This window comes from Pseudomonas sp. MH10, from assembly GCF_034353045.1.
Taxonomy (GTDB): Bacteria; Pseudomonadota; Gammaproteobacteria; order Pseudomonadales; family Pseudomonadaceae; genus Aquipseudomonas.
Window position 1 is genome coordinate 153,280 of record NZ_CP133783.1, and the last position, 20,998, is coordinate 174,277.

The 20,998-nt window shown below is 54.7% G+C and carries 19 protein-coding genes; 11 read left to right on the forward strand and 8 right to left on the reverse strand.

The features are described from left to right. Positions 1–6 precede the first annotated feature (6 nt). The 3 genes from RHM59_RS00690 (at position 7) to RHM59_RS00700 (ending at position 3,457) form a co-directional block, all read left to right on the forward strand. Entirely contained in the window at positions 7–1,092 is a 1,086-nt protein-coding gene (locus RHM59_RS00690) for an alcohol dehydrogenase catalytic domain-containing protein (protein WP_322285738.1), read from the forward strand. Positions 1,093–1,107: 15 nt separating this feature from the next. After that, positions 1,108–2,640, forward strand: a complete 1,533-nt coding sequence (locus RHM59_RS00695; protein ID WP_322170820.1) for an FGGY-family carbohydrate kinase — start codon at positions 1,108–1,110, stop codon at positions 2,638–2,640. Positions 2,641–2,719: 79 nt separating this feature from the next. Further along, positions 2,720–3,457 carry an SDR family oxidoreductase gene (locus RHM59_RS00700; RefSeq protein WP_322168389.1) on the forward strand — a complete coding sequence of 246 codons (738 nt, stop codon included), beginning with the start codon at positions 2,720–2,722 and terminating at the stop codon, positions 3,455–3,457. Here the strand turns inward: RHM59_RS00700 and RHM59_RS00705 are convergent. The 4 genes from RHM59_RS00705 to vioA form a co-directional block, all read right to left on the reverse strand. After that, positions 3,442–4,458, reverse strand: a complete 1,017-nt coding sequence (locus tag RHM59_RS00705) for a LacI family DNA-binding transcriptional regulator (RefSeq protein WP_322285739.1) — start codon at positions 4,456–4,458, stop codon at positions 3,442–3,444. The two genes, RHM59_RS00700 and RHM59_RS00705, sit on opposite strands and share 16 nt — an antisense overlap. Positions 4,459–4,575: 117 nt before the next feature. After that, positions 4,576–8,106: a glycosyltransferase gene (locus tag RHM59_RS00710; protein ID WP_322285740.1), complete on the reverse strand. Its 3,531-nt coding sequence runs from the start codon at positions 8,104–8,106 to the stop codon at positions 4,576–4,578. 103 nt (positions 8,107–8,209) lie between these two features. Then, the gene (locus RHM59_RS00715; RefSeq protein ID WP_322285741.1) at positions 8,210–8,938 is read right to left on the reverse strand and encodes a class I SAM-dependent methyltransferase; all 729 of its coding nucleotides are present in this window, start codon (positions 8,936–8,938) and stop codon (positions 8,210–8,212) included. Between the two features lies 1 nt (position 8,939). Next, positions 8,940–10,058, reverse strand: a complete 1,119-nt coding sequence (gene vioA, locus RHM59_RS00720; RefSeq protein ID WP_322285742.1) for a dTDP-4-amino-4,6-dideoxy-D-glucose aminotransferase VioA — start codon at positions 10,056–10,058, stop codon at positions 8,940–8,942. Positions 10,059–10,427: 369 nt separating this feature from the next. Between vioA and RHM59_RS00725 the strand changes: the two genes are divergently transcribed. Together RHM59_RS00725 and RHM59_RS00730 are read left to right on the forward strand one after the other, a co-directional pair. Further along, positions 10,428–11,669, forward strand: coding sequence for a glutamine synthetase family protein (locus RHM59_RS00725; protein WP_322286651.1), 1,242 nt, complete (start codon positions 10,428–10,430; stop codon positions 11,667–11,669). A 66-nt stretch (positions 11,670–11,735) separates the two neighbouring features. After that, entirely contained in the window at positions 11,736–13,049 is a 1,314-nt protein-coding gene (locus RHM59_RS00730) for an MFS transporter (protein ID WP_416195045.1), read from the forward strand. A 222-nt stretch (positions 13,050–13,271) separates the two neighbouring features. Here RHM59_RS00730 and RHM59_RS00735 read toward each other — a convergent pair whose 3' ends face one another. The 4 genes from RHM59_RS00735 to flgA all read right to left on the reverse strand — a co-directional run bounded on the left by RHM59_RS00735 (position 13,272) and on the right by flgA (position 15,840). Further along, positions 13,272–14,018: a flagellar brake protein gene (locus RHM59_RS00735; RefSeq protein ID WP_322168399.1), complete on the reverse strand. Its 747-nt coding sequence runs from the start codon at positions 14,016–14,018 to the stop codon at positions 13,272–13,274. A gap of 80 nt (positions 14,019–14,098) precedes the next feature. After that, entirely contained in the window at positions 14,099–14,566 is a 468-nt protein-coding gene (locus tag RHM59_RS00740) for a flagellar protein FlgN (protein WP_322168401.1), read from the reverse strand. A gap of 47 nt (positions 14,567–14,613) precedes the next feature. Then, positions 14,614–14,940 carry a flagellar biosynthesis anti-sigma factor FlgM gene (gene flgM, locus RHM59_RS00745; protein WP_322168403.1) on the reverse strand — a complete coding sequence of 109 codons (327 nt, stop codon included), beginning with the start codon at positions 14,938–14,940 and terminating at the stop codon, positions 14,614–14,616. A 138-nt stretch (positions 14,941–15,078) separates the two neighbouring features. After that, the gene (gene flgA / locus RHM59_RS00750) at positions 15,079–15,840 is read right to left on the reverse strand and encodes a flagellar basal body P-ring formation chaperone FlgA (protein WP_322285743.1); all 762 of its coding nucleotides are present in this window, start codon (positions 15,838–15,840) and stop codon (positions 15,079–15,081) included. Positions 15,841–15,920: 80 nt separating this feature from the next. Between flgA and RHM59_RS00755 the strand changes: the two genes are divergently transcribed. From RHM59_RS00755 to flgE, 6 genes are all read left to right on the forward strand, one after another. Beyond that, complete coding sequence (locus tag RHM59_RS00755) at positions 15,921–16,847, forward strand: chemotaxis protein CheV (protein WP_322168407.1); 927 nt, start codon at positions 15,921–15,923, stop codon at positions 16,845–16,847. Positions 16,848–16,899: 52 nt separating this feature from the next. Continuing rightward, the gene (cheR, locus tag RHM59_RS00760) at positions 16,900–17,727 is read left to right on the forward strand and encodes a protein-glutamate O-methyltransferase CheR (protein ID WP_322168408.1); all 828 of its coding nucleotides are present in this window, start codon (positions 16,900–16,902) and stop codon (positions 17,725–17,727) included. 267 nt (positions 17,728–17,994) lie between these two features. Then, entirely contained in the window at positions 17,995–18,402 is a 408-nt protein-coding gene (gene flgB / locus RHM59_RS00765) for a flagellar basal body rod protein FlgB (RefSeq protein ID WP_322168409.1), read from the forward strand. Between the two features lie 3 nt (positions 18,403–18,405). After that, the gene (gene flgC / locus RHM59_RS00770) at positions 18,406–18,849 is read left to right on the forward strand and encodes a flagellar basal body rod protein FlgC (RefSeq protein ID WP_322168411.1); all 444 of its coding nucleotides are present in this window, start codon (positions 18,406–18,408) and stop codon (positions 18,847–18,849) included. A gap of 15 nt (positions 18,850–18,864) precedes the next feature. Then, on the forward strand, positions 18,865–19,548 hold the full coding sequence (locus tag RHM59_RS00775) for a flagellar hook assembly protein FlgD (protein WP_322168412.1): 684 nt from the start codon (positions 18,865–18,867) through the stop codon (positions 19,546–19,548). Between the two features lie 28 nt (positions 19,549–19,576). Beyond that, on the forward strand, positions 19,577–20,890 hold the full coding sequence (flgE, locus tag RHM59_RS00780) for a flagellar hook protein FlgE (RefSeq protein WP_322168414.1): 1,314 nt from the start codon (positions 19,577–19,579) through the stop codon (positions 20,888–20,890). The last annotated feature ends 108 nt before the right edge of the window (positions 20,891–20,998 follow it).

Genomic DNA, 20,998 nt, shown 5'->3' on the forward strand with positions numbered 1-20,998 from the left:
AGCCTCATGAACGATAAACCTGAACACGCCATGCAAGCCGTTGTTTGCCACGGCCCGAAAGACTATCGCCTGGAGCAGATCGCCAAGCCCCAAGCGCGGATTAACGAACTGGTGATTCGCATCGCCGCCTGCGGGATTTGCGCCAGCGATTGCAAATGCCACTCCGGCGCAGCGATGTTTTGGGGCGGCGAGAGCCCATGGGTCAAGGCGCCCGTGGTACCGGGCCATGAATTTTTCGGCTACGTCGTCGAAGCGGGCGAGGGTGCTGAAGAGCACTTCGGCGTGCAGGTCGGCGACAAGGTGATCGCTGAGCAAATTGTGCCCTGCGACAAGTGCCGTTTCTGCAAAACCGGCAAGTATTGGATGTGCGAAGTGCACAATATCTTTGGCTTCCAGCGCGAAGTGGCCGAGGGCGGTATGGCGCAATACATGCGCATCCCCAAGACCGCCATCGTCCACAAGATTCCCGAATCGGTGAGCCTGGAAGATTCGGCGCTGATCGAGCCAATGTCCTGCGCGATTCACACCGTTAACCGAGGTGACATTCAACTCGACGATGTGTTGGTCATTGCTGGGGCAGGCACCCTTGGCTTGTGCATGGTGCAAATCGCCGCGCTGAAGACCCCGAAAAAGCTGGTGGTCATCGACATGGTTGATGAGCGCCTGGAGCTGGCGCTGAAGCTCGGTGCCGACGTGGTGATCAACCCGTCCCGGGACAACGCCCGAGCGGTTATCAACAGCCTTACCGACAACTACGGTTGCGACGTGTACATCGAAACCACCGGGGTACCCGCAGGTGTCACACAAGGTCTGGAGTTGATCCGCAAACTCGGTCGTTTTGTCGAGTTCAGCGTGTTCGGTGCTGAAACCAGTGCTGACTGGTCGATCATCGGCGACCGCAAGGAACTTGACGTGCGTGGCGCGCATTTGGGCCCGTATTGCTATCCGGTTGCCATCGACTTGTTCGAGCGCGGTTTGATCACCTCAAAAGGCATCGTTACCCACGATTTTGGTTTGGATGACTATGCCGAAGCCTTCGCCCTGGCAGACTCGGTGAAGTCAATCAAAGTGCTGTTGAAGCCCGTAATCTAGAGCGCAAACGCCATGATGAACTATGTAATCGGTGTGGACGTCGGCACGCAAAGTACCAAGGCGCTGCTGGTCGACAGCACGGGCAACATCGTCGCTCAGCACAGCCAAGGTTACCGGGTCGACACGCCAAAATTGCGCTGGGCCGAACAATGGCCGCAGGTCTGGCTCGACGCGGTTGAATCCTGCGTTGCGCGCTGCGTGGGTATGGCTGGCGTTGCGAAAGAACAGATCAAAGCGCTGTGCATCAGCAGTTTGTACGGCGGATCCGGGATTGCAGTGGACGCCAATATGCAGCCGCTGCACCCGTGCCTGATCTGGATGGACCGGCGCGCGGAAGAACAGGTTGAGTGGGTTCGGCAACACGTCGATCTGGAGCGCCTGTATCAAATTACCGGCAACTCGGTGGACAGTTATTACGGCTTCACCAAAATGCTCTGGCTCAAGCAACATAAGCCAGAAGTGTGGGCCAAAATGCGTTACCTGCTGCCGCCCAACAGTTACCTCAACTATTGCCTGACCGGCGAGATCGCCGTGGACCACAGTTCGGCGGGCAACATCGGCGGTGTTTATGACGTTGCTGAGCGTCGCTGGTCTCAAGAGCTGCTCGCGGCCTTGGGCATCCCCTCGGAAATGATGCCTGAGCGGCTGCTGTATTCCGGCGAAGCGGTGGGTGGATTGCTCGGCAGCTGGGCTGAGCGCTTGGGATTACAGACAGGAACACCGGTGTTGGCCGGTGGCGTCGATGCGGCCATGGCAACCTTTGCCGCCGGCGTTACCCAGCCGGGCAACCACGTGGCCATGATTGGCACCAGCATGTGCTGGGGCTATTTGAATCAGCAGGTGGATGCACGCCACGGGTTGGTCAGCATGCCCCACGTGTATAACGGTCAAAAGGACCTCTATATTTTTGGCGGAGCCATCACCGCCGGGGCGTCGATCAGCTGGTTTCGCGAGCAGTTTTGTCAGGCCGAAGAGCAGCAGGCGCTGGACACCGGGGAAGACAGCCACGTACTGCTCGAGCGTTTGGCGCAAAAGATTCCAGCGGGCAGCGAAGGTTTGCTGTTCTTGCCCTATTTGATGGGCGAGCGCAGCCCAATCTGGGACGCCAAAGCCAGCGGCAGTTTCGTCGGATTGACCCTGTATCACAGCCGTATTCACCTGTACCGCGCGGTGCTGGAAGGGGTCAGCTTTGCGTTGCGGCACAACATCGAAGCCGGGGCACGCGGCGCGCATTCCCTGGACCCTCGGTTGATTGTGGTGGGTGGCGCTAGTCATTCAGACCTGTGGATGCAGATCATCGCTGACATCACCCACTACCCGGTTTACACCATCGTCCAGGACGTCGAAGCGGCAATGGGCGCCGCCTTGTTGGCGGCGCACAGCGTGGGTCTCGTGGATGACCAGCAGGTTGATGAAGGCTGGATCAAGCTACGCCTGCGCGCTGAGCCGGTGGCCGAACATGTCGCCGTTTACGACGCGGCATTTGCCGACTACCTGAACCTGTACCCGGCGCTTAGACCGATCATGCACCGTTTGCAGCAGGCTTAATCCGGGTATCTGTAGGAGCCAACAAGTTGGCTCCTTGAGACTCTGTTTTATTGGGTAACACCACTCAGAGGTTTGCAGCATGGATCGGATGTCTTTCGACTTTAGTGATCAACGCTTTTTGGTGACCGGTGCCAGCAGCGGCATTGGTTGGGAAGTGGTGCAACAACTGCTGGCCGCGGGTGCCGAAGTCTTTGCGATTGGCCGTGAACCCTCGGCATTGAAGCAACTGGAAGCGCAGGGCTGCCATGTCCTGCGTTTGGACATCGCCGACAGTGCGGCCCTTGAAGTGGCATTGAGCACGTTTCCGGCCCTGCACGGGTTGGTCAATTGCGCCGGCATCGCCAACCTTGAAGCAGCTGATTCAGTCACCGCCGAGTCGTTTGATCAGGTGATGGCAGTCAATGCTCGCGCAGCCGCTCTCGTCGCAGGCCGGGTAGCGAAAAGCATGATCGCGGCGGGGATTGCCGGCAGCATCGTCAATGTGTCGAGCCAGGCGTCGCTGGTGGCATTGGATGATCATCTGAGTTATTGCGCGTCGAAAGCGGCGCTGGATGCCATGACCCGGGTGCAATGTGCGGAGTGGGGCAAGTTTGGGATTCGGGTCAACAGTGTCAACCCGACGGTAACCCTGACGCCCATGGCGCAACAGGTCTGGAGCGCCCCGGAAAAACGCGACCCAGCGTTGGCGGCGATTCCCCTCGGACGCTTTGCTGAAACAGCGGAAGTCGCCCGACCGATTCTGTTTTTGCTAAGCGAAGCCGCGTCGATGATCAGCGGCGTGAGCCTAGCGATCGATGGCGGTTACACCAGCCGCTGAATCCCGGTTTCCAACTCACCGACAATCACCACCTGTTCCTGCGGCGCATGGGGTTGGTGGATGCGTTTGAGCAACAGACTCACGGCGCTGGTGCCCGCCCGTTCGGCATCGTGAGCAATACAGGCAATCGGCACGCCGAAAATATCGGCAAACGGCAGCCGGTCGATACCGCAGATCACCACACTGTCGTGGGCGATATTCATGTCGCGCAATGCGCTCATGGCGCCCAGGGTGATGAGTTGATTGAAGCCAAAAATTGCGTCTGGCCGGCTATGAGCCAAGTAGGCGAGGGTGGCTTGGTGTGAAGGTTCAAGTGTGTAATCGCCAGGGCAAACGTCCACCTGCACCGGCCTACCGTGGCCTTCAAGGCCGGCGCGAAAACCACTCAAGCGTTGTTCGGTGATGTGTGAGTGCTCAGGGCCGGTCAACACAAGCAAACGCTCGATATTCGGGTTATGCCCAAGCAGGTACCGGGCACCTTTGAAACCGCTTTGATAATTGTCCAGGGCGACCTGGCTGAACGCGCTGTTGTGCAGCACCCGGTCGAGCATGACCACCGGTGTTTCGCCGGAACTCAAGCGCGTCAGGTAATCAGGCTGATACCCCGGCTCATCCGAGACCGGCGACAGGATGATCCCGGCCACACGGTAGCTCAACAGCGTTTCCACCGCCTTGTTTTCCAGCTCGTCCAAGCCATCGGTGTCCACCAGCATGATGGTGTAGCCGTGTTTTTTTGCCTCTCGGGAAATCGCCTTGATCATCACGCTGTAAAACGGGTTATCCACAGACGCAGTGATCACCCCAAGGATCAGGCTTTCACTGCTCTTCAGGCCGCGAGCGAAGGCATTCGGCACGTAATCAAGCTCACGGGCCACCTCAAGGATCCGCGCCAAGGTGGCGGGCTTGACCAAGTCAGGCTTGTTCAACGCCCGCGAAACCGTGGTCGGCGTCATATTCACCCGCTTGGCGATGTCGCTGATGCTGACTGGGATTTTTTTCATTGAGAGGCTTGAGGTCTGAGGAAAGTCTGGGTACCCATGAGTTCCGCTATCAACGTCATCTACGACGGTGTTTGTGGCGAGATGCCCAAGTGTACCCAGACATGACCGTTATCACTATCAGCTAGGCAACCAGGCGGCTAACCACTGATCAGCGTGGTCTTTATCGAGCATCCAGTGGCCAGTGACTTGACGGCGTAGTTCATCACCCATGCGTTCGGACGCATCGGCGTCGTTGATATGGGCGCGGATGGCTTCTACCCATGCCGCAGTCGTGTTTTTGACCCGCGTGATGTTCAAACTATCTTGGAAACAACGGATGTCGCTGGCGATAACCGGTATTCCAAAAGCGCCGTACTTCAGCACCATCAGATTACTTCTGAGTTCGTTGGACAGGGTTTGTTTGAGCGGTATGAGTGCCAGGTCCAAGTTCAGGCTTGCCAGCGACGCGGGGTAACCTCCAACGACGGGCAAGGGTCGACAATCATGGACATAGGGGCTTATTGCTAACGGACAATCGCCCATAAAGACCCATTCGACTTCATGGGCGAGAATTTTCACTACGTCAATAATGAGTTCCAGGTCATCCAGTTGTTGCGCTTCACCCACCCAGCCAACTCTCAGTTTATTGCCTTGACGGCGTAACGATTGATGGCCAAGCCACCAGTCCGACGTCAGGCGATCTTCCAAGATGTGAATATTTGAATGCATGCTCGACAGCGCATCAGCGAGCCCTGCCGAGGAAACCACAACCCTATCAACCAAATTCAGACAGCTGCGAAGCGCTTGGAGCGATTGCACGTTATCGACGTTATCCATGGAAAGTGGATATTCGTCCATTTCGTACACGGTGTAGGTTTTTGAATACGCGTGGAACAGGCGCAACGATTCCAGACCGTGTTCATCCAAGTGCCGCTGAAGAATAACTGAATCAGGATTGAACTGAGCCAGCTCGCTCATCGACAGCAGTGTTGGAGTGGACGCGCCGTCAAGTCGAAGGGTGTCGCGCAATGTCTCAAACGGTTTTATCAACCGATAGGCGGCAGAACCCCACGGTGCCGCTGGATGACACAGTACCACCGGCAGCGGCCGCCACGAGAGCGGTCGCCATGTCAGGTCACTGTTGAATTGCAGGTGGAAATCAGCGCCCGTCAGGGAGAAATTCTTATTGTAAGCAGGGTCGTTGCCGATAATGGGTAACCACTTGGCATACAGCCCCTCTTCGCCGTTTTTCAAATCCAGGGTGTCGGCTTCCTCCGAGCCTGCCGTATTTAAGCGTGGTTCATACAGCAGCGAAGCATGCGGCGTCCAAACGACTAGATGGTCGTGTGCCCCAACTTTCAGACACAGGTCGACATCGCTATAGGCGCTGCCAAACCGCACTTCGTCCAAGCCGTCGACCTCGTTAAAGAGTGACGTGCGAACCATGAGACACGCGGCGGAAACGGCACTGTAATTCTGGTCCACCTCCAGGCGCTGCATATAGCTAGGGCCCAAATGTGGTTGTTGCATGAATACACTTTGCACCGGCCCATTTAACCCTAAAACAAAACCGGCATGTTGAATATTGCCCTCGGCATCTAATAACTTCGCACCTACAATACCGACCTCTGGGCGCATGGCGTGGTTGAGTAATTCATCAAGCCAGGAATTTTGGAGAATCGCCGTCTCATCGTTGAGCAGGACAAGGTATTCACCCTTAGCCTGTCGTACTGCCAGGTTGTTGCTCGCTGAATAATTCAACGTATGTGCACATCTCACCACTTTGATTTTTTCGCTGCCCATACTCTCGATCCCGGCCAGCCAGTCAACGGTATCAGGGTCTTGGCTGTGGTTATCGATAATCAAGAGTTCGTATTGCTGGTAAGTGGTTTTTTCTAAAATGCTTTCTACGCAACGAATCAAGCTATTTAGATGGCCGTTCAAGGTAATGACTATCGATACAACCGGTACAGCAGCATGACCGTATTGGATATGGTAGCGCCGGGGTAATGTCTGAATGACCTGGCTATTTTCATAACCCCGGACATGAAGGTGGCGTTGGAGCGTTGAGTGTTCATCAGCGTTTTGCTCTGCGCTAGGTGCATCGCAAACCAGCAAAGGTTCACTGATATGCTCGAATCCTTCCATCCCGTGGCGTTCGATCAATCTAAGGATTAGGTCGAACTCCAAGGCGTGAGGAACATGCGGGTCAAGTCCACCTACATTAAGGAACGCAGCCCGATGGAAAAACCAGTGTTTGGACGTGACGAGGGGGAAACTTAGTAGGTAGTCAAGGTTGAAATCTGGCCGCAGTACAGGTCCTGGTGCATCTCCAGGCTGGCGATAAAGTTCGTCGGCGTACACTGCTTGGTTAGTGGTAATGGCCATCAATTGCAGGGCCACCGACTGTAGGCCGCTGTGGGTAAACGTTGTGCCTGCGTCGATTAAGATAATCCATTGCGCACCACTGGACTGAGCAACCAAGTCATTGATAACCAGTGAGCGGTTATCCACCGTTGCTTCTGCCCACATCAATGCCGTGCCGAAATCTTTATCGGGAAGGTCGTCGTAAGCCGACAGCACAACAACGCACAGCCCGCTAATCCTGGATTCGTTCGTAGACAGGCTAGTCAACGAACTCAGTAATTTTTTCGCGTCGTTGTCCAAATTAGAAATGACGATAAGAAATGTGGGGGCTCCAGGTTTGCTTAGGCGCTGATCTAACAGCAGGCGCTGACCGGCAGGGGTTACTCGTTTTTTTAACCATCCTTGAACATTGATCGCGCTGTCGGTCGTAACAGCGTTAGGAACGAAAATTTTGAGCAGGTTGAAAGGTTTAAAATTCAGAGGGTCGCCAAACGGCGCTACGCCTATTAAACAATTAGCGATCTCGTGATTTATCCAGCCTAATTCGTCTAATGTTTGCTTGAGAAATTGATGGTCGTCCCACCCGAGGGTGTTATTCTCGCGCAAGTGGTGGCTGAACTGAACCGTGGAGATACGAAAGTAAGACAGTGTAGTTTTGATGATTGCCAAGTTGCCAGCGCGTAGCAACTTCACGTAAATGGTCAAATCTCCCAACGTTTTGCTGACTCTCCCATTTAATGACATGAGATCATCACCGAAGGCTAATACATCTGCCCGCCGAAACATGACGCATGAAGGTTCGCCGATAAAGTTAATAATATGTTGGCCTAAAAACGAAACCAACGACTTCCCTTCTATAATCGTATTTTGATCAAATGGAAAGAATATGGCGCGGTCTACTGGGCTAAAGTCATCATTTTCATCGATGAACTGGCGGCGCGAACTCGCCAAAATGACTTCAGGATTACGCTCCAGCACATCGACCAGCAGTCGCACGCAATCGGGGAGAATAATGTCATCGTCATATAAGAATTTTATATAATGCCCTTTGGCCTCTGCAATGCACCGCGCCGCGTTCTTTGTTTCACCCAGCCGTACTTCATTTCGAAAATAGCGGATCGGCCAATGACTGGTTTTTTGTATTCTTTCGACAATGATGGCAATTTCTTCGGTTGGGCAATCATCACAGATAACGATTTCGATTTCATCGTAATTCTGACTCAGCGCGCTGGCTATGCTCGCCTCGAAGTAAATGGCTTTGTAGGCGGGAATAGCAATACTGACCAGTCGAGAGGGCTTCATCTATATACCTAATTCTAAAACAGGAATTCTTATTCAGGGGCATTCGATCATGACTCAAGCGCCGATTGGTCCATCGGCGTGAATCGGATCATCGGTCAGTCAGTCACATTTTTTGACCGACATGTAATAATACTGACTTTTCAGTAATGCCGTGCTCAGTGAACGTCCCACTGCCAAAGGCGCCACTTGCCAGAGAAATCACGTGGAAGCCGCCGGTCTTTAAACGATTCAAAAAATCGTTTTTAGCATAAAGACGTACATGGTCATCTTGGCAAAAACGCGTCCAGCGTTCATTGACGTCTGTTACCAGTGGGTCTTCATCTGTTTCGGTGGCCGTCAGCAGTATAGGTACCATGAGGATCGCTATTCCTCCAGGCGACAGCACTCGGTAGAGCTCTGCGATCGCGAGGGCATCATTAGGCACATGCTCCAAAACGTGCGAACACACGATGAAATCGAACGCGTTATCCGGGTAGATATACATATCCATGATGTCGACAGTATCATCCGCCAAGGGAGAGAACAGGTCGGCGGAGCGGTATTCAACATTGGGAAGCGCACGCAAGAATTTAGATAAAACCGGTGCGGGCGCAATGTCCAGAATTCGCATAGGGCTGTCATTGGAGCGGCCGAGTATCTGATTGACAAACAGGGCATAAAGACGGTCTCGGTCTGAGGCAGCGCAGTTAGGGCAACCGTATTGACCGAGGTTGAGCGTTTCAAAATCGTCCAAAGAATAGGCAGCATTTAAGCGATTGAATATCTCGAAATAGCTTGCAGGCAACGGCAAAAAATTTGGAAAGCGCGTTGAACAGACAGGGCATGTACGCATATTAAAGAGACTCGCTGGCAGCAGAGCTAATGAGATGAATGACCCGTTCAATCTCGTCATCCGTAAGGCTGTCAAAAATGGGCAGGCACAGTATTCGATGGGAAATATCGTCGGCGAAAGGCACGTTCGTTTTTCGCGCTGATTCCAGTCCCCGGTACATGGGGAATTCTGTAATCAGCGGATAAAAGTAGCGGCGAACCAAAATATTCTGTTCGCGGTAGCGCTCGTACAAAGCGTCTCTTGAGAGGCTGAAGCCAGGGCCCACGAGTATTGGGAAATAAGAATAGTTGTGGCCGTCTTGCACCGTCCAGGCCAGTTCGATGCCTGGGATCGCGGCAATGGCCTCACGATAAATGGTATCAACCCGCTTTCTTCGCTGTAGCGCAGCGTCGATATATTTGAGTTGCAGCAACCCAAACGCAGCGTTTATTTCACTCATCTTGCCGTTGATGCCGGGCGCGACTACAGTCACTTCGTCTGCGAAGCCGAAGTTTTTTAAATAATCGATGCGCTGTTTGGTCTTGGCATCGGGGCAAATGATTGCCCCGCCTTCAAAGGTGTTGAACACTTTTGTGGCATGAAAGCTAAGTATCGACATGTCGCCATGGCACAGCAGGCTCTGGTCGTTATGGCGGACCCCGAAAGCGTGTGCGGCATCGTAAATAACTTTGAGCCCGTAGCGATCAGCGATTTCCTGAATTCGCTCGACATTGCAGGGAATGCCGTAGCAATGGACCGGCATGATAGCGGTGGTCGCTGGCGTGATAGCTTCTTCAAGACGGTCCGGGTCAAGGTTGTAGGTGTGCGGATCAATGTCCACAAACACCGGTTTGACGCCGTTCCAAAGTAGAGAATGCGCGGTGGCTACAAATGAATAGGGTGTAGTGATGACTTCCCCGCTGATCCTTAACGCCTGCAGCGCGGTGACCAGTGCCAGGGTGCCGTTGGCAAATAATGAAAGGTATTTCACCCCTAAATAGTCCGCCAACTCCTTTTCGAGCTGTTGGTGAAAAGGGCCGCCATTCGTCAACCGCTTGGTCTTCCAGATTTCCTCGAGATAGGGGATGAACTCCTCTAAGGGTGGCAGCAGCGGACTTGCGACAGGGATCAGCGTTTTCATTAGTTGCCATACTCTTGCTAATTCGAGGAGTGTCACTCAGCCGAGCAGTTTGCTGATGCGCCGCTTGCGGATTTAAAACCACCCAACTGCCATAAAAATGGCAACTAATCGTAGGACGCTCTGGAACTAGCAATTTATCGGCCAATCCGTGGGTTTTGCGCTACTAAAAAACGCACTGAAAAGCCGTGCTTGAAATCTCGAACAGGTGATGCGTATTTTGTACGGGTTGCCGTTGAACGGCTTTTGTCGCTATCAAGGATTTGAATCATGACGGTTAATGACCACAGTTCATTCGCGCAGCGATTGGCAGGCATTGATGAGATTGAATGTGTAACGCCTGATCTGAACGGGGTGCCCCGGGGGAAGGTCATGACCGCCGAAGGGTTTCTTGAGGGTCGGCGGCTGCAATTGGCCCGTGGGGTTTTGCTGCAATGCATCATGGGCGGTTATCCGCCGGCACGCTTTTACGGCAGTGATGACGGTGATTTGGCACTGGTGGCAGATCCGACACAGGTTCATCGGCTACCCTGGAGCGTGCAGCCCAGAGCTATTGCGATCTGTGACGCCGATGACTTGGAGGGCGGAGGGTCCAGTCTGTCGACCCGCGTTCAACTAAAAGCGGTAATTGCACGTTATGCCGCTCTTGGGCTGGCACCGGTGGTGGCGACTGAGCTGGAGTTTTTTGTCTTTGCGCCCAATTCCGACCCCGCCCAGCCGTTCCAGCCACCAACAGGCCTGGATGGTCGTCGGGAAGACGGGCATTCGGCGTTCAGCATCAGTTCCAATAATGGCTTGCGACCGTTCTTTACCGAGGTCTATGCCTGCATGGCAGCGCTGGGTTTGCCGCGTGACACCTTCATGCATGAAATGGGCGTCAGTCAGTTTGAGATTAACCTGTTGCACGGCGATCCTTTGTTGCTGGCCGACCAGACGTTTCTGTTTAAGCACTTGCTCAAGGAAGTCGCGCTCAAGCATGGCCTGATTGTGGTTTGCATGGCCAAGCCGTTGGCGCATACGCCCGGCAGCTCGATGCACATCCATCAAAGCGTGGTAAACCTGCACTCTGGCAACAACGTGTTCAGTGACAAGCAGGGCAACGAGACGGCGGCATTCCAACATTTCATCGGTGGCCAGCAAGCGGCCATGGCGGATTTCACCGCGCTATTTGCACCCAACGTAAATTCTTATCAGCGCTTGTGTCATCCCTACGCCTCGCCGAACAATGCGTGTTGGTCCTACGACAATCGCGCAGCGGGTTTGCGAATTCCGGCGAGTGCGCCCGTTGCCAGAAGGGTAGAGAATCGTCTCCCTGGCGCTGACGCTAATCCTTATCTGGCCATTGCCGCTAGCCTTGCGGCGGGTCTGTATGGCATTGAACATGAGCTGCAACCCACGGCGGCCATGCAGGGCGAAATTGAAGTGCCGGATAACTTGTCGTTGCCATGTACCTTACATGCCGCCTTAGAGCGTCTGAAACGCAGCCAACTGGCGAAAGAGCTGTTTGGCCGTGAATTCATTGACGGTTACGTCGCCTCGAAGAGCATGGAGCTGACCAGCTTCTTTGATGAAATCACGCCTTGGGAGCGGCGCGTATTGGCCGCTCAAGCTTAGAAACTGTTGTTTGGGAGTTGCCCGTCCGGGCAGCTCCTCACTTTTTATAGGAACGTCTGGACCGCAATGCGCCAAATCTGGAAATCTTTTCGAGCGCTTTATTTCGCCTCGCTGATGATGCTAATCGGCTCTGGTTTGTTAAGTACCTACCTCGCCTTGCGCCTGGGGGCAGAAAATGTCGACGGTCTGTGGGTGGGTGGGCTGATGGCCGCCAACTATTTCGGGCTGGTGCTGGGCGGAAAAATCGGCCACCGGCTCATCGGGCGTGTCGGACACATTCGCGCCTACGCAACGTGCGCCGGTATCGTCAGCGCTGCCGTGTTGGGACATGGGCTGATTGACTGGTTACCGGCTTGGCTGTTCCTGCGGATGATTGTCGGCCTGGGGATGATGTGCCAGTACATGGTGATCGAAAGCTGGCTTAACGAGCAGGCTCAAGCCAAGCAGCGCGGCGCCGTGTTCAGCGGCTACATGATCGCGTCGTACCTGGGGCTGGTGCTGGGTCAATTGATTCTGGTCATCCATCCTTCGTTGGGGCCTGAACTGCTGATGTTGGTGGCGCTGTGCTTCGCCCTGTGTCTTGTGCCTGTGGCAATGACCCGCAGCATTCACCCGGCGCCCATGCACCCTGCGCCGCTGGAACCTCGATTTTTTCTCAAGCGCGTGCCGCAATCCCTGAGTACGGTATTGGCTGCCGGGTTGATCATTGGCGCTTTCTACGGCTTGGCCCCGTTGTACGCCTCCCAGCAAGGACTTCCCACCGAGACGGTGGGTTTGTTCATGGGTAGCTGCATTTTGGCCGGGCTGGTGGTGCAATGGCCACTGGGTCGCCTGTCGGATCGTTACGATCGGGCGGTATTGATTCGTGCGTTTGCTGCTGCGCTGGCGTTGATCGCGTTTCCGTTGGCGGTCATGCCTCAAGTGCCGGTGGAGGTTTTATTCGTCGTCGGCTTCTTTGCATCGCTGATGCAATTTTGTCTTTATCCGTTGGCCGTGGCGTTTTCTAACGACCACGTGGAAGGGGAGCGCCGGGTGTCGTTGACCGCGATGTTACTGATGACCTACGGCATTGGCGCCAGCATCGGTCCGTTGGCAGCGGGTGTGCTGATGAAGATGTTTGGCAGCAACATGCTGTACGCCTTCGTCTGTTTTGCTGCCTTGGCCCTGGCGCTGAGAATTCGCCCCAACTCCGTGACCAACTTGCACCAGGTCGAAGATGCGCCGCTGCACCACGTCGCCATGCCAGACAGCATGTCCAGCTCACCGCTGGTGGTAGCTCTGGATCCACGGGTGGATGAACAAGTCGTTCAAGAGCAGATGCAAGCGCCGGTCGAGGGCGAGCCACAACCGGCAGAGAATGCTGAGAAAGAGTCTGTTTAAGAAAAGGAGCCGCCAACTGTGGGAGCAGGCTTGCCTGCGAAGAGGCCTGAATGGCGGCGCTTCTCTCGACCTGAAACCTGTGTCGCCTGCGTTAGCGATTTCGTTGGCAAGCCACAGAGACTCTACAATTTAATAATGACCGCTTCGGTAGCGGCCAGCTTGTTGGCGAAGCGTTTGCGGAGGAAATTGCGCCGGGCCCTTCGCCAACAGACACAGGTCTGATCAGAAGTCGTCGTCTTTATCGAATCGCCGCGCTTCGCGCTGCAATTGATACACAAAGCGCTCAACCTGCCGTTGCACCAGCCCGCTCATGTTGTGAAAACGGATACCGCCAAAGGTCACGTCGATGCGCTCTTCGTAGTGCAGGTAACGCAGCTCCACAGGCGCGGTCATTTTGCCAAAGGGCAGGGCGGCGATAAAGCGCTCATAAACCTGACCCAACTGTAGCCGGTCAGAAATATCACCTTCAAAACGCAGCTTGCAGCCGGTGGCGGAAATATCCAGCAACTTGCCATTAATGGGTGACAAGAGTTTGTCGCCGCCAATCTCCACATTTACTAACTGGGCCAGTTTGAGCGCTGCACGGAAGGCATTGCGGCGTTGGTGATAAACCACTTCTTTGGGCAGGACGCCTCTGTAGCAGCGGTGCTCGCCATCGTCGATAGTCAGGGCATCCACGCTTTCCCAAGCGATTCGCACGCCGTCGTGGAAGCCTTCGACGCGATAGGCTTCGCCATTGGTCAAGAAACGCTCACCGTCGCGCGGGATCATTTCATCAAGCGCAAGGCTGTTGCTGTCGCGGTCGACTTCAATCAGAAAACTCTGAAAGCGCTGGGTGCGTTCATGAAACGTAATGATCAACGGGTCGTGACTGTCCAGAAGCAACCGCAAATTAGCGGAAATCTCCAGCGACGTAGTGAGGACCTTTGGCGGTTGCGGAGCATCTTCCGCGTTTACGGCATTGAACACTGTTCATCATCCCAAGCAGAATACTATAGCTCTCAATCGCCAGCATTTTGCCAGCATGTGTAACGCCTTGATACAGGAATTTAAGCTTGGCTAAGAGGGCGCGGCTTGGTGAACCGGGAGGTAGATCCGCGATTGTCGTAGAGCGTTGGCGCATCGCCCCCGGTCAGAATCTTCATCTGGTTGGCGGTGGTCGCCTGTTGTAACTGAATCGATACGCCGTTGTGCTGGTTGGTAGTGCGGCACTCGGACATGAGGCCGGCCAACATATCGCCCTGCGTGAGGAGCGCTTCGCCTACAGACGAATGGCCTGCCAATTCAACAAGGCCGTCCCGGTCCGGGCTCAGCTTGAGGTCGATAAGAATTTGACTGCGCTTGCGGCCACGCTGCTCAAGCATGATCACCAGCGCCTGCTTTTGCGCGAGGATTTCCTCCAGCAAAAACAGGTCGCGGCCATGCAAAGCCAGGGATTCGGCCTGCAGTAGCTCCAGCAGATGTTGTGCTGGGGCCATGTCATCGTTGATCAGTTGCAGCAGAGTAGTGTCGTGCATGGCTGGCTCTGGGTTTTAAGCGTCCAAAAGCCCGCGCAAGCCTAAGGCTAGCGCTGGGCTTCGAAATTAAGCAGTTTGCTGGCGACGCGGCCGCTGTCGACTGTGTAGCTGCCGTCGGCAACGGCCTGCTTCAACTCGGCCACGCGGGCGCTGTTGACGACGGGCTGGCTGCGCACTTTATCGCCGATGGTTTGCAGTCGCTGAGCTTCATCACTGAGGTGCACCGCTTCTCCGCTGGACTGGCTGACGGTACTTGCTTTTGGGGTCGCGCTGGAGGAGTCCGCAACGGTGGTGCTGGTCTCCTTGGTGGTGCCGGAGCGCGAGCTGCCCGTAGCAGGTGCAGTGCTGTTTAAACGACTAAAGTCGATGACCATTTTTAAAAACCTCTAGGTGTTTGGACGCTTGCCTTGTTTTCGGCCAAACACGAAATAACTTTAGCGCTTAATTGAAGTGAGGGTAACGCCGTCGCAGGCTGAATCAGTCTAGGAAACTCTGCACCATCACGCCAGCAATCACAAGGCGACTTCAACTTGTCCCGGTGCGGTTACCCGCGCTTTGATCACGCGTTGCGAATTCAAGTTCCGCACCCTGATTTGCTCGCTCATTCCACCGTCGGATAGCGCTTCGCCCGGCATACGCACCTGGAGTGTGCCGCTTTTAGCGGTGATGATCACCTGATCGCCCTTGCGAATAACCTCGGCTTGCTCCAACTGCAGCGGCGTAAGCACCTGATCGTTGATCATTTGTCGGGTCACTTTCTGCCCGATGGCATCATCAATCGAGGTCATAAAGCCCTGAGGCATTTGACTGATGTCACGTTCAGCCATGTAAACGTCATCTTCGCCAATGATCGAGGCGCGTTTGAGGGGGCGCTTCACAATCACCACCTGGCGAAATAAATGAACCTGTGCGGGCACGTAAACCGTCCACGGCAAGGTTCCTTCGCAACGAACTTTTACGGTGACACGGCCGATGGGCTGGGCAGGACTTTCGAGGCTGGCTGTCAATTCCTTGTCGCACTGGGTCAGCGTCATCCGTTGATCCAGTGTATTGACCTGTATCTGATAGCGGCCCTCTAAATGTGTCGTGGCCTGATAGTCCTCGACAGAGAATTCAAGAAACCCTTGGGTCGCGCCGATAAGTTGATCAGGCACGCTTAAAAGCACGGCCTGCGCCGGTTGGCAGACACTGAAAAAACACAGCGCGGCAACCGCGCAGTGTAAGCTGCCGGGAAATGATGCCATGCGTCGGGAAAATGTCGTTTTCGAATTCATAACAGTTAAAAAGCAAGCCCCGTGCCGCTTCCTCATGTGAGTGCGCTTCGGTTCGAAGCTTTTGGTCTAGGAGTCACGGCATGGCTGGTGTAATGGATTCGGTGAACCAGCGCACTCAACTGGTAGGGCAGAACCGCCTTGAGCTTTTGCTGTTCCGTCTCAACGGACAGCAGCTCTACGGGATCAACGTGTTCAAGGTCAAAGAGGTGCTGCAATGCCCTAAATTGACCGTGATGCCCAGGTCCAACCCAGTGGTGCGCGGCGTTGCAAATATTCGTGGGGCGACCATTCCGATCATTGATCTGGCGATGGCCACCGGCGCGCAGGCGTTGAAAGACGTCAGTAACACCTTCGTGATCATCACGGAATACAACACCAAGATTCAGGGTTTTCTGGTGCATTCGGTAGAACGCATCGTGAATATGAACTGGGAGGAGATCCATCCGCCACCCAAGGGGACCGGGCGCGATCACTACCTGACGGCAGTGACTCGAGTCGACAATCAGTTGGTTGAAATCATCGATGTGGAGAAAATCCTCGCCGAAGTAGCGCCCACCTCCGAGCATATTTCTGTCGGCGTGATAGACGTTGAGACTCAGGCGAAAGCAGTCACGCTGCGCGTCTTGACGGTGGATGACTCCTCGGTCGCGCGCAAGCAGGTCTCGCGTTGTCTGCAAACGGTCGGCGTCGAGGTGGTGGCCTTGAACGATGGCCGGCAGGCGTTGGATTACTTGCGCAAGATGGTTGAGGAAGGCAAGAAGCCCGAAGAAGAATTTTTGATGATGATCTCGGACATCGAAATGCCTGAAATGGACGGATACACCCTGACCGCAGAAATCCGCGCCGATCCGCGCATGCAAAAGCTGCATATCATCCTGCATACTTCCTTGTCGGGTGTCTTCAACCAGGCGATGGTCAAGAAAGTCGGCGCCGATGATTTTCTCGCAAAGTTCCGACCTGATGATCTCGCATCCCGGGTAGTTGCCCGGATCAACGCAGCGAAATAATCACCGCAGGCAGTGCCCTGCGGTGGTACATACGAGTTAAGAGGCGGTTTCTTTGTCTACGGGTAATTTGGATTTCGAACAGTTCCGGGTCTTCCTGGAAAAAGCCTGTGGCATCTTGCTGGGTGAAAATAAGCAGTACCTGGTTTCCAGCCGTCTCAACAAGCTGATGGAGCAGCAGGGCATCAAATCCTTGGGTGAGTTGATTCAGCGGATCCAGGCCCAGCCACGCAGTGGTTTGCGTGAGCAGGTAGTCGACGCGATGACGACCAACGAAACCTTATGGTTTCGTGACACCTATCCGTTCGAAGTGCTGAAAAACAGGGTGCTTCCGGAAGCGATCAAAGCCAGCCCCAATCAGCGTCTGCGAATCTGGTCGGCGGCATGCTCCTCTGGGCAGGAACCGTATTCGCTGTCGATGTCGATCGACGAGTTTGAGCGGACCAACATCGGTCATCTCAAAGGCGGCGTGCAAATCGTTGCCACGGATTTATCCGGGGCGATGCTGACCAACTGCAAATCGGGTGAGTACGACAGTTTGGCGATTGGGCGGGGGCTTTCTCCCGAGCGGCTACAGCGATTCTTCGACGTCAAGACACCGGGACGCTGGGCGGTCAAAGCACCCATCAAGAACCGTGTGGAATTTCGCTCGTTTAACCTGCTCGACAGCTACGCCAGCCTGGGTAAGTTCGATGTCGTGTTTTGTCGCAACGTATTGATCTACTTTTCGGCTGAAGTTAAAAAAGACATCCTGCTGCGCATTCACAGCACACTCAAGCGGGGTGGTTATCTGTTCCTTGGCGCCTCCGAAGCACTCAATGGTTTGCCTGACCATTACCAGATGGTGCAATGCAGTCCGGGGATTATTTACCAGACCAAGTAAGTGTCATCGCCACTTAAAAATGCCCCTGTCGCAAGATCGGGGCATTTTTGTGTGCGCAGATCGCGCGTTGCAAGGTTAAGCCAACGGCAACCGATGCCGGTGCCCATTGCCGCTTTACTGGCGGTCAGCGGAAATCCATTGCCGCTATTTTGGCTTGCCGCTTGGTCAACCTGCTTGAAGCCCTTGAATTACGGCTCTAAAGAAGCTGGCACGCTGATTGCTTTGTCTCAGATACGAAAACAGGTCAGCCGCTAAAGGTTTCCCGAGATGAGCATCAGCTTCGATAAAGCGTTAGGCATTCATGAGCAGGCGCTTGCCTTCCGCGCTCAGCGTGCAGAAGTGTTGGCCAATAACATTGCCAACGCCGACACGCCGAATTACAAGGCGCGAGACCTGGACTTCGCCGCCGTGCTCGCGGCCCAGGCCGACAAGAGTAAGAACGGCACGTTCGCGATGAACACTACCAATGCCGGCCACATCGAAGCTAACACCCTGGGCAACATGGACGGGACGTTGCTTTATCGCACCCCGAGTCAGCCATCCCTGGATCAGAACACCGTTGATGGTCAGGTTGAACAGGCCAACTACGCGCAGAACTCGGTGGGCTTCCAAGCCAGCTTTACCTTTCTCAATAACAAATTCAAAGGGCTTATGTCAGCCCTGCGAGGAGAGTAATTCATGTCCCTTGCCAGCGTTTTTAGCATTGCCGGTACCGGCATGAGCGCGCAGACCACGCGATTGAATACCGTGGCCAGCAACATTGCCAACGCCGAAACAGTTTCGTCGAGCGCAGGTGGGACCTATCGCGCCCGTCACCCGGTGTTTGCCACCGTCATGCAGGGTCAAACCGATGGCGACAGCGGTTCGTTGTTCGGTAGCGAGAGCGAAGCGGGCGAGGGTGTTCAGGTTGCCGGTATTGTCCAGGACCAGAGCAACCTCGACGCGCGCTATGAGCCGAACCATCCGGCTGCCGACAAAAACGGTTACGTCTACTACCCCAACGTCAACGTTGTGCAAGAAATGGCCGACATGATTTCTGCCAGTCGCTCGTTTCAAACCAACGCGGACATGATGAATACCGCCAAAACCATGATGCAGAAGGTTCTGACCCTGGGTCAGTAATAAGGGGCGCAGCTAATGACAACGACTACCGCGGTCGGCCAATCGGTCCTAGACCAGCTTTCAAAAACATCAGGGACTTCGGTCACTACCAATCCTTCCTCAGCGCTGGGCAAAGATGCCTTCTTGCAACTGCTCGTAACTCAGTTGAAAAACCAAGACCCGCTCACCCCGCAGGACAACACTGCGTTTGTGTCCCAACTGGCCCAGTTTAGCAATCTGGAGGCGACACAGAATCTCAACACTTCGGTCGGCTCGATTGCTACCACTTACCAATCGTCCCAAGCGCTGCAAGCGTCTTCACTGGTCGGGCGTTCGGTCGTCGTCGCGACCGGCACGGCAGTGGTCGATACCACTAAAGGGATGACCGGCTCGGTCGCGGTGCCCGCTTCTAGTTCTACAGTCGTCAAGATCAACGACGCCTCAGGCAATTTGGTCGACACCATCGACTTGGGTATTCAACCGGCAGGCACGACCAGTTTTACTTGGGACGGCAAGGCAAGTGACGGCACCGTTGCACCGGCGGGTACATACAGCGTTGTGGCCACGGGTACTGCTGGTGGTACGGCCACTGCATTGACGACTTACCTGCCCGCCACTGTGAACAGCGTGACGATGGGTTTGGCTGGCGCGGAAATGACTTTAAATTTGGCGGGTGGCAGCAGTGTTGGCCTGTCCAAAGTTCAAACAATCGGTATATAGAGCCGACTAGACGGCGTAGGAGCGAAACATGTCATTCAACATCGGTCTCAGTGGGCTCTATGCAGCAAACAAAAGTCTCGACGTCACCGGCAACAACATTGCCAACGTCGCGACCACCGGTTTCAAATCGTCCCGGACCGAATTTCAGGACCAGTACTCGGCGGCAGTCAGCGGTGCCTCTGGCGCCACTAACTCAGGCAGTGGCGTACGGGTTGCTGCTGTGTCTCAGCAGTTTACTCAAGGCAACTTGACCACCGGCACCGGGCGCAGCCTTGACTTGGCGATTCAAGGTAACGGCTTTTTCATGGTCAGCGACAACGGCGAGAAGCTCTACACTCGCGACGGCGCATTCTATCCAGACAAAGACGGCAACATTGTCAACAGCAGCGGCCAGAAGCTGCAGGGCTACAGCGTTGATGCGAGCGGCAAAGTGGTAACGGGTGTGTCGACCAATTTGGTCATCGACTCGTCGAACCTGACGCCTAAGCCAACGAGTCTGGTCACGATTGCATCAAACTTGGACTCTACGGCGACTGTTCCTAAAGTGACTAGTTTCACTCCAGGCAACACTGCCAGCTATAACTTTAGCGTCAGTACACCGATCTTCGACAGCCAGGGAAATCAACACTCTCTGGACCAGTACATGGTTAAAACGGGCACTAACGATTGGACCATGTACACCTTGGTCGATGGTCGTAATGCTAAAGACCCGACATCGACAACGCCAGATTCTTTAGCGTTGACCTTTAACACCGACGGCTCGTTGAAATCGTCGGCATCGCCCACTGCCAACCTGGCGGTTAACACCGACGGTACCTATACCCTCAGTGGCTGGGTTCCGGCTACACAGTCCGGCACCCCGCTTGCTTGGGGGGCTAACGGAGCGAGCGGCAACACGGCCGGCATCCAGATCAATATGTTGACCACTACGCAGACTAACGCGGCCAGCGGTGTGGCCACCAAAAGCCAGGACGGTTATGCCACCGGCCAATTGGCTGGCTTGTCGGTAGACTCAACCGGTGTGTTGTTCGCCACCTACACCAACTCTCAATCCAAAGTCATTGGCCAGGTGTCGATCACTAACTTCGCCAACTCTCAAGGGCTGATCTCGGTAGGCGGCAGCAGCTGGAAAGAGTCGTTTGCATCGGGTGTGCCGGTTACCGGTGCGCCTCAAACCGGCACCTTGGGCTCCATCGTCGGGTCTGCACTGGAAGACTCCAACGTCGACTTGACCTCTGAGTTAGTGGCCTTGATTCGCGAGCAAAGTAACTACCAGGCGAACGCTAAAACTATATCAACTCAAAGCGCTATTATGCAGACCACTATTCAAATGGTCGGGTAAGACTGGTTAAGTTCACCTCTAAAAAGCCTCTTTTCGAAGGGGTTTTTTTATGTTTTTTTTTAGAGGTTCTAAGTAAATAAATCAGCCATTTCCTACTATATACATAGA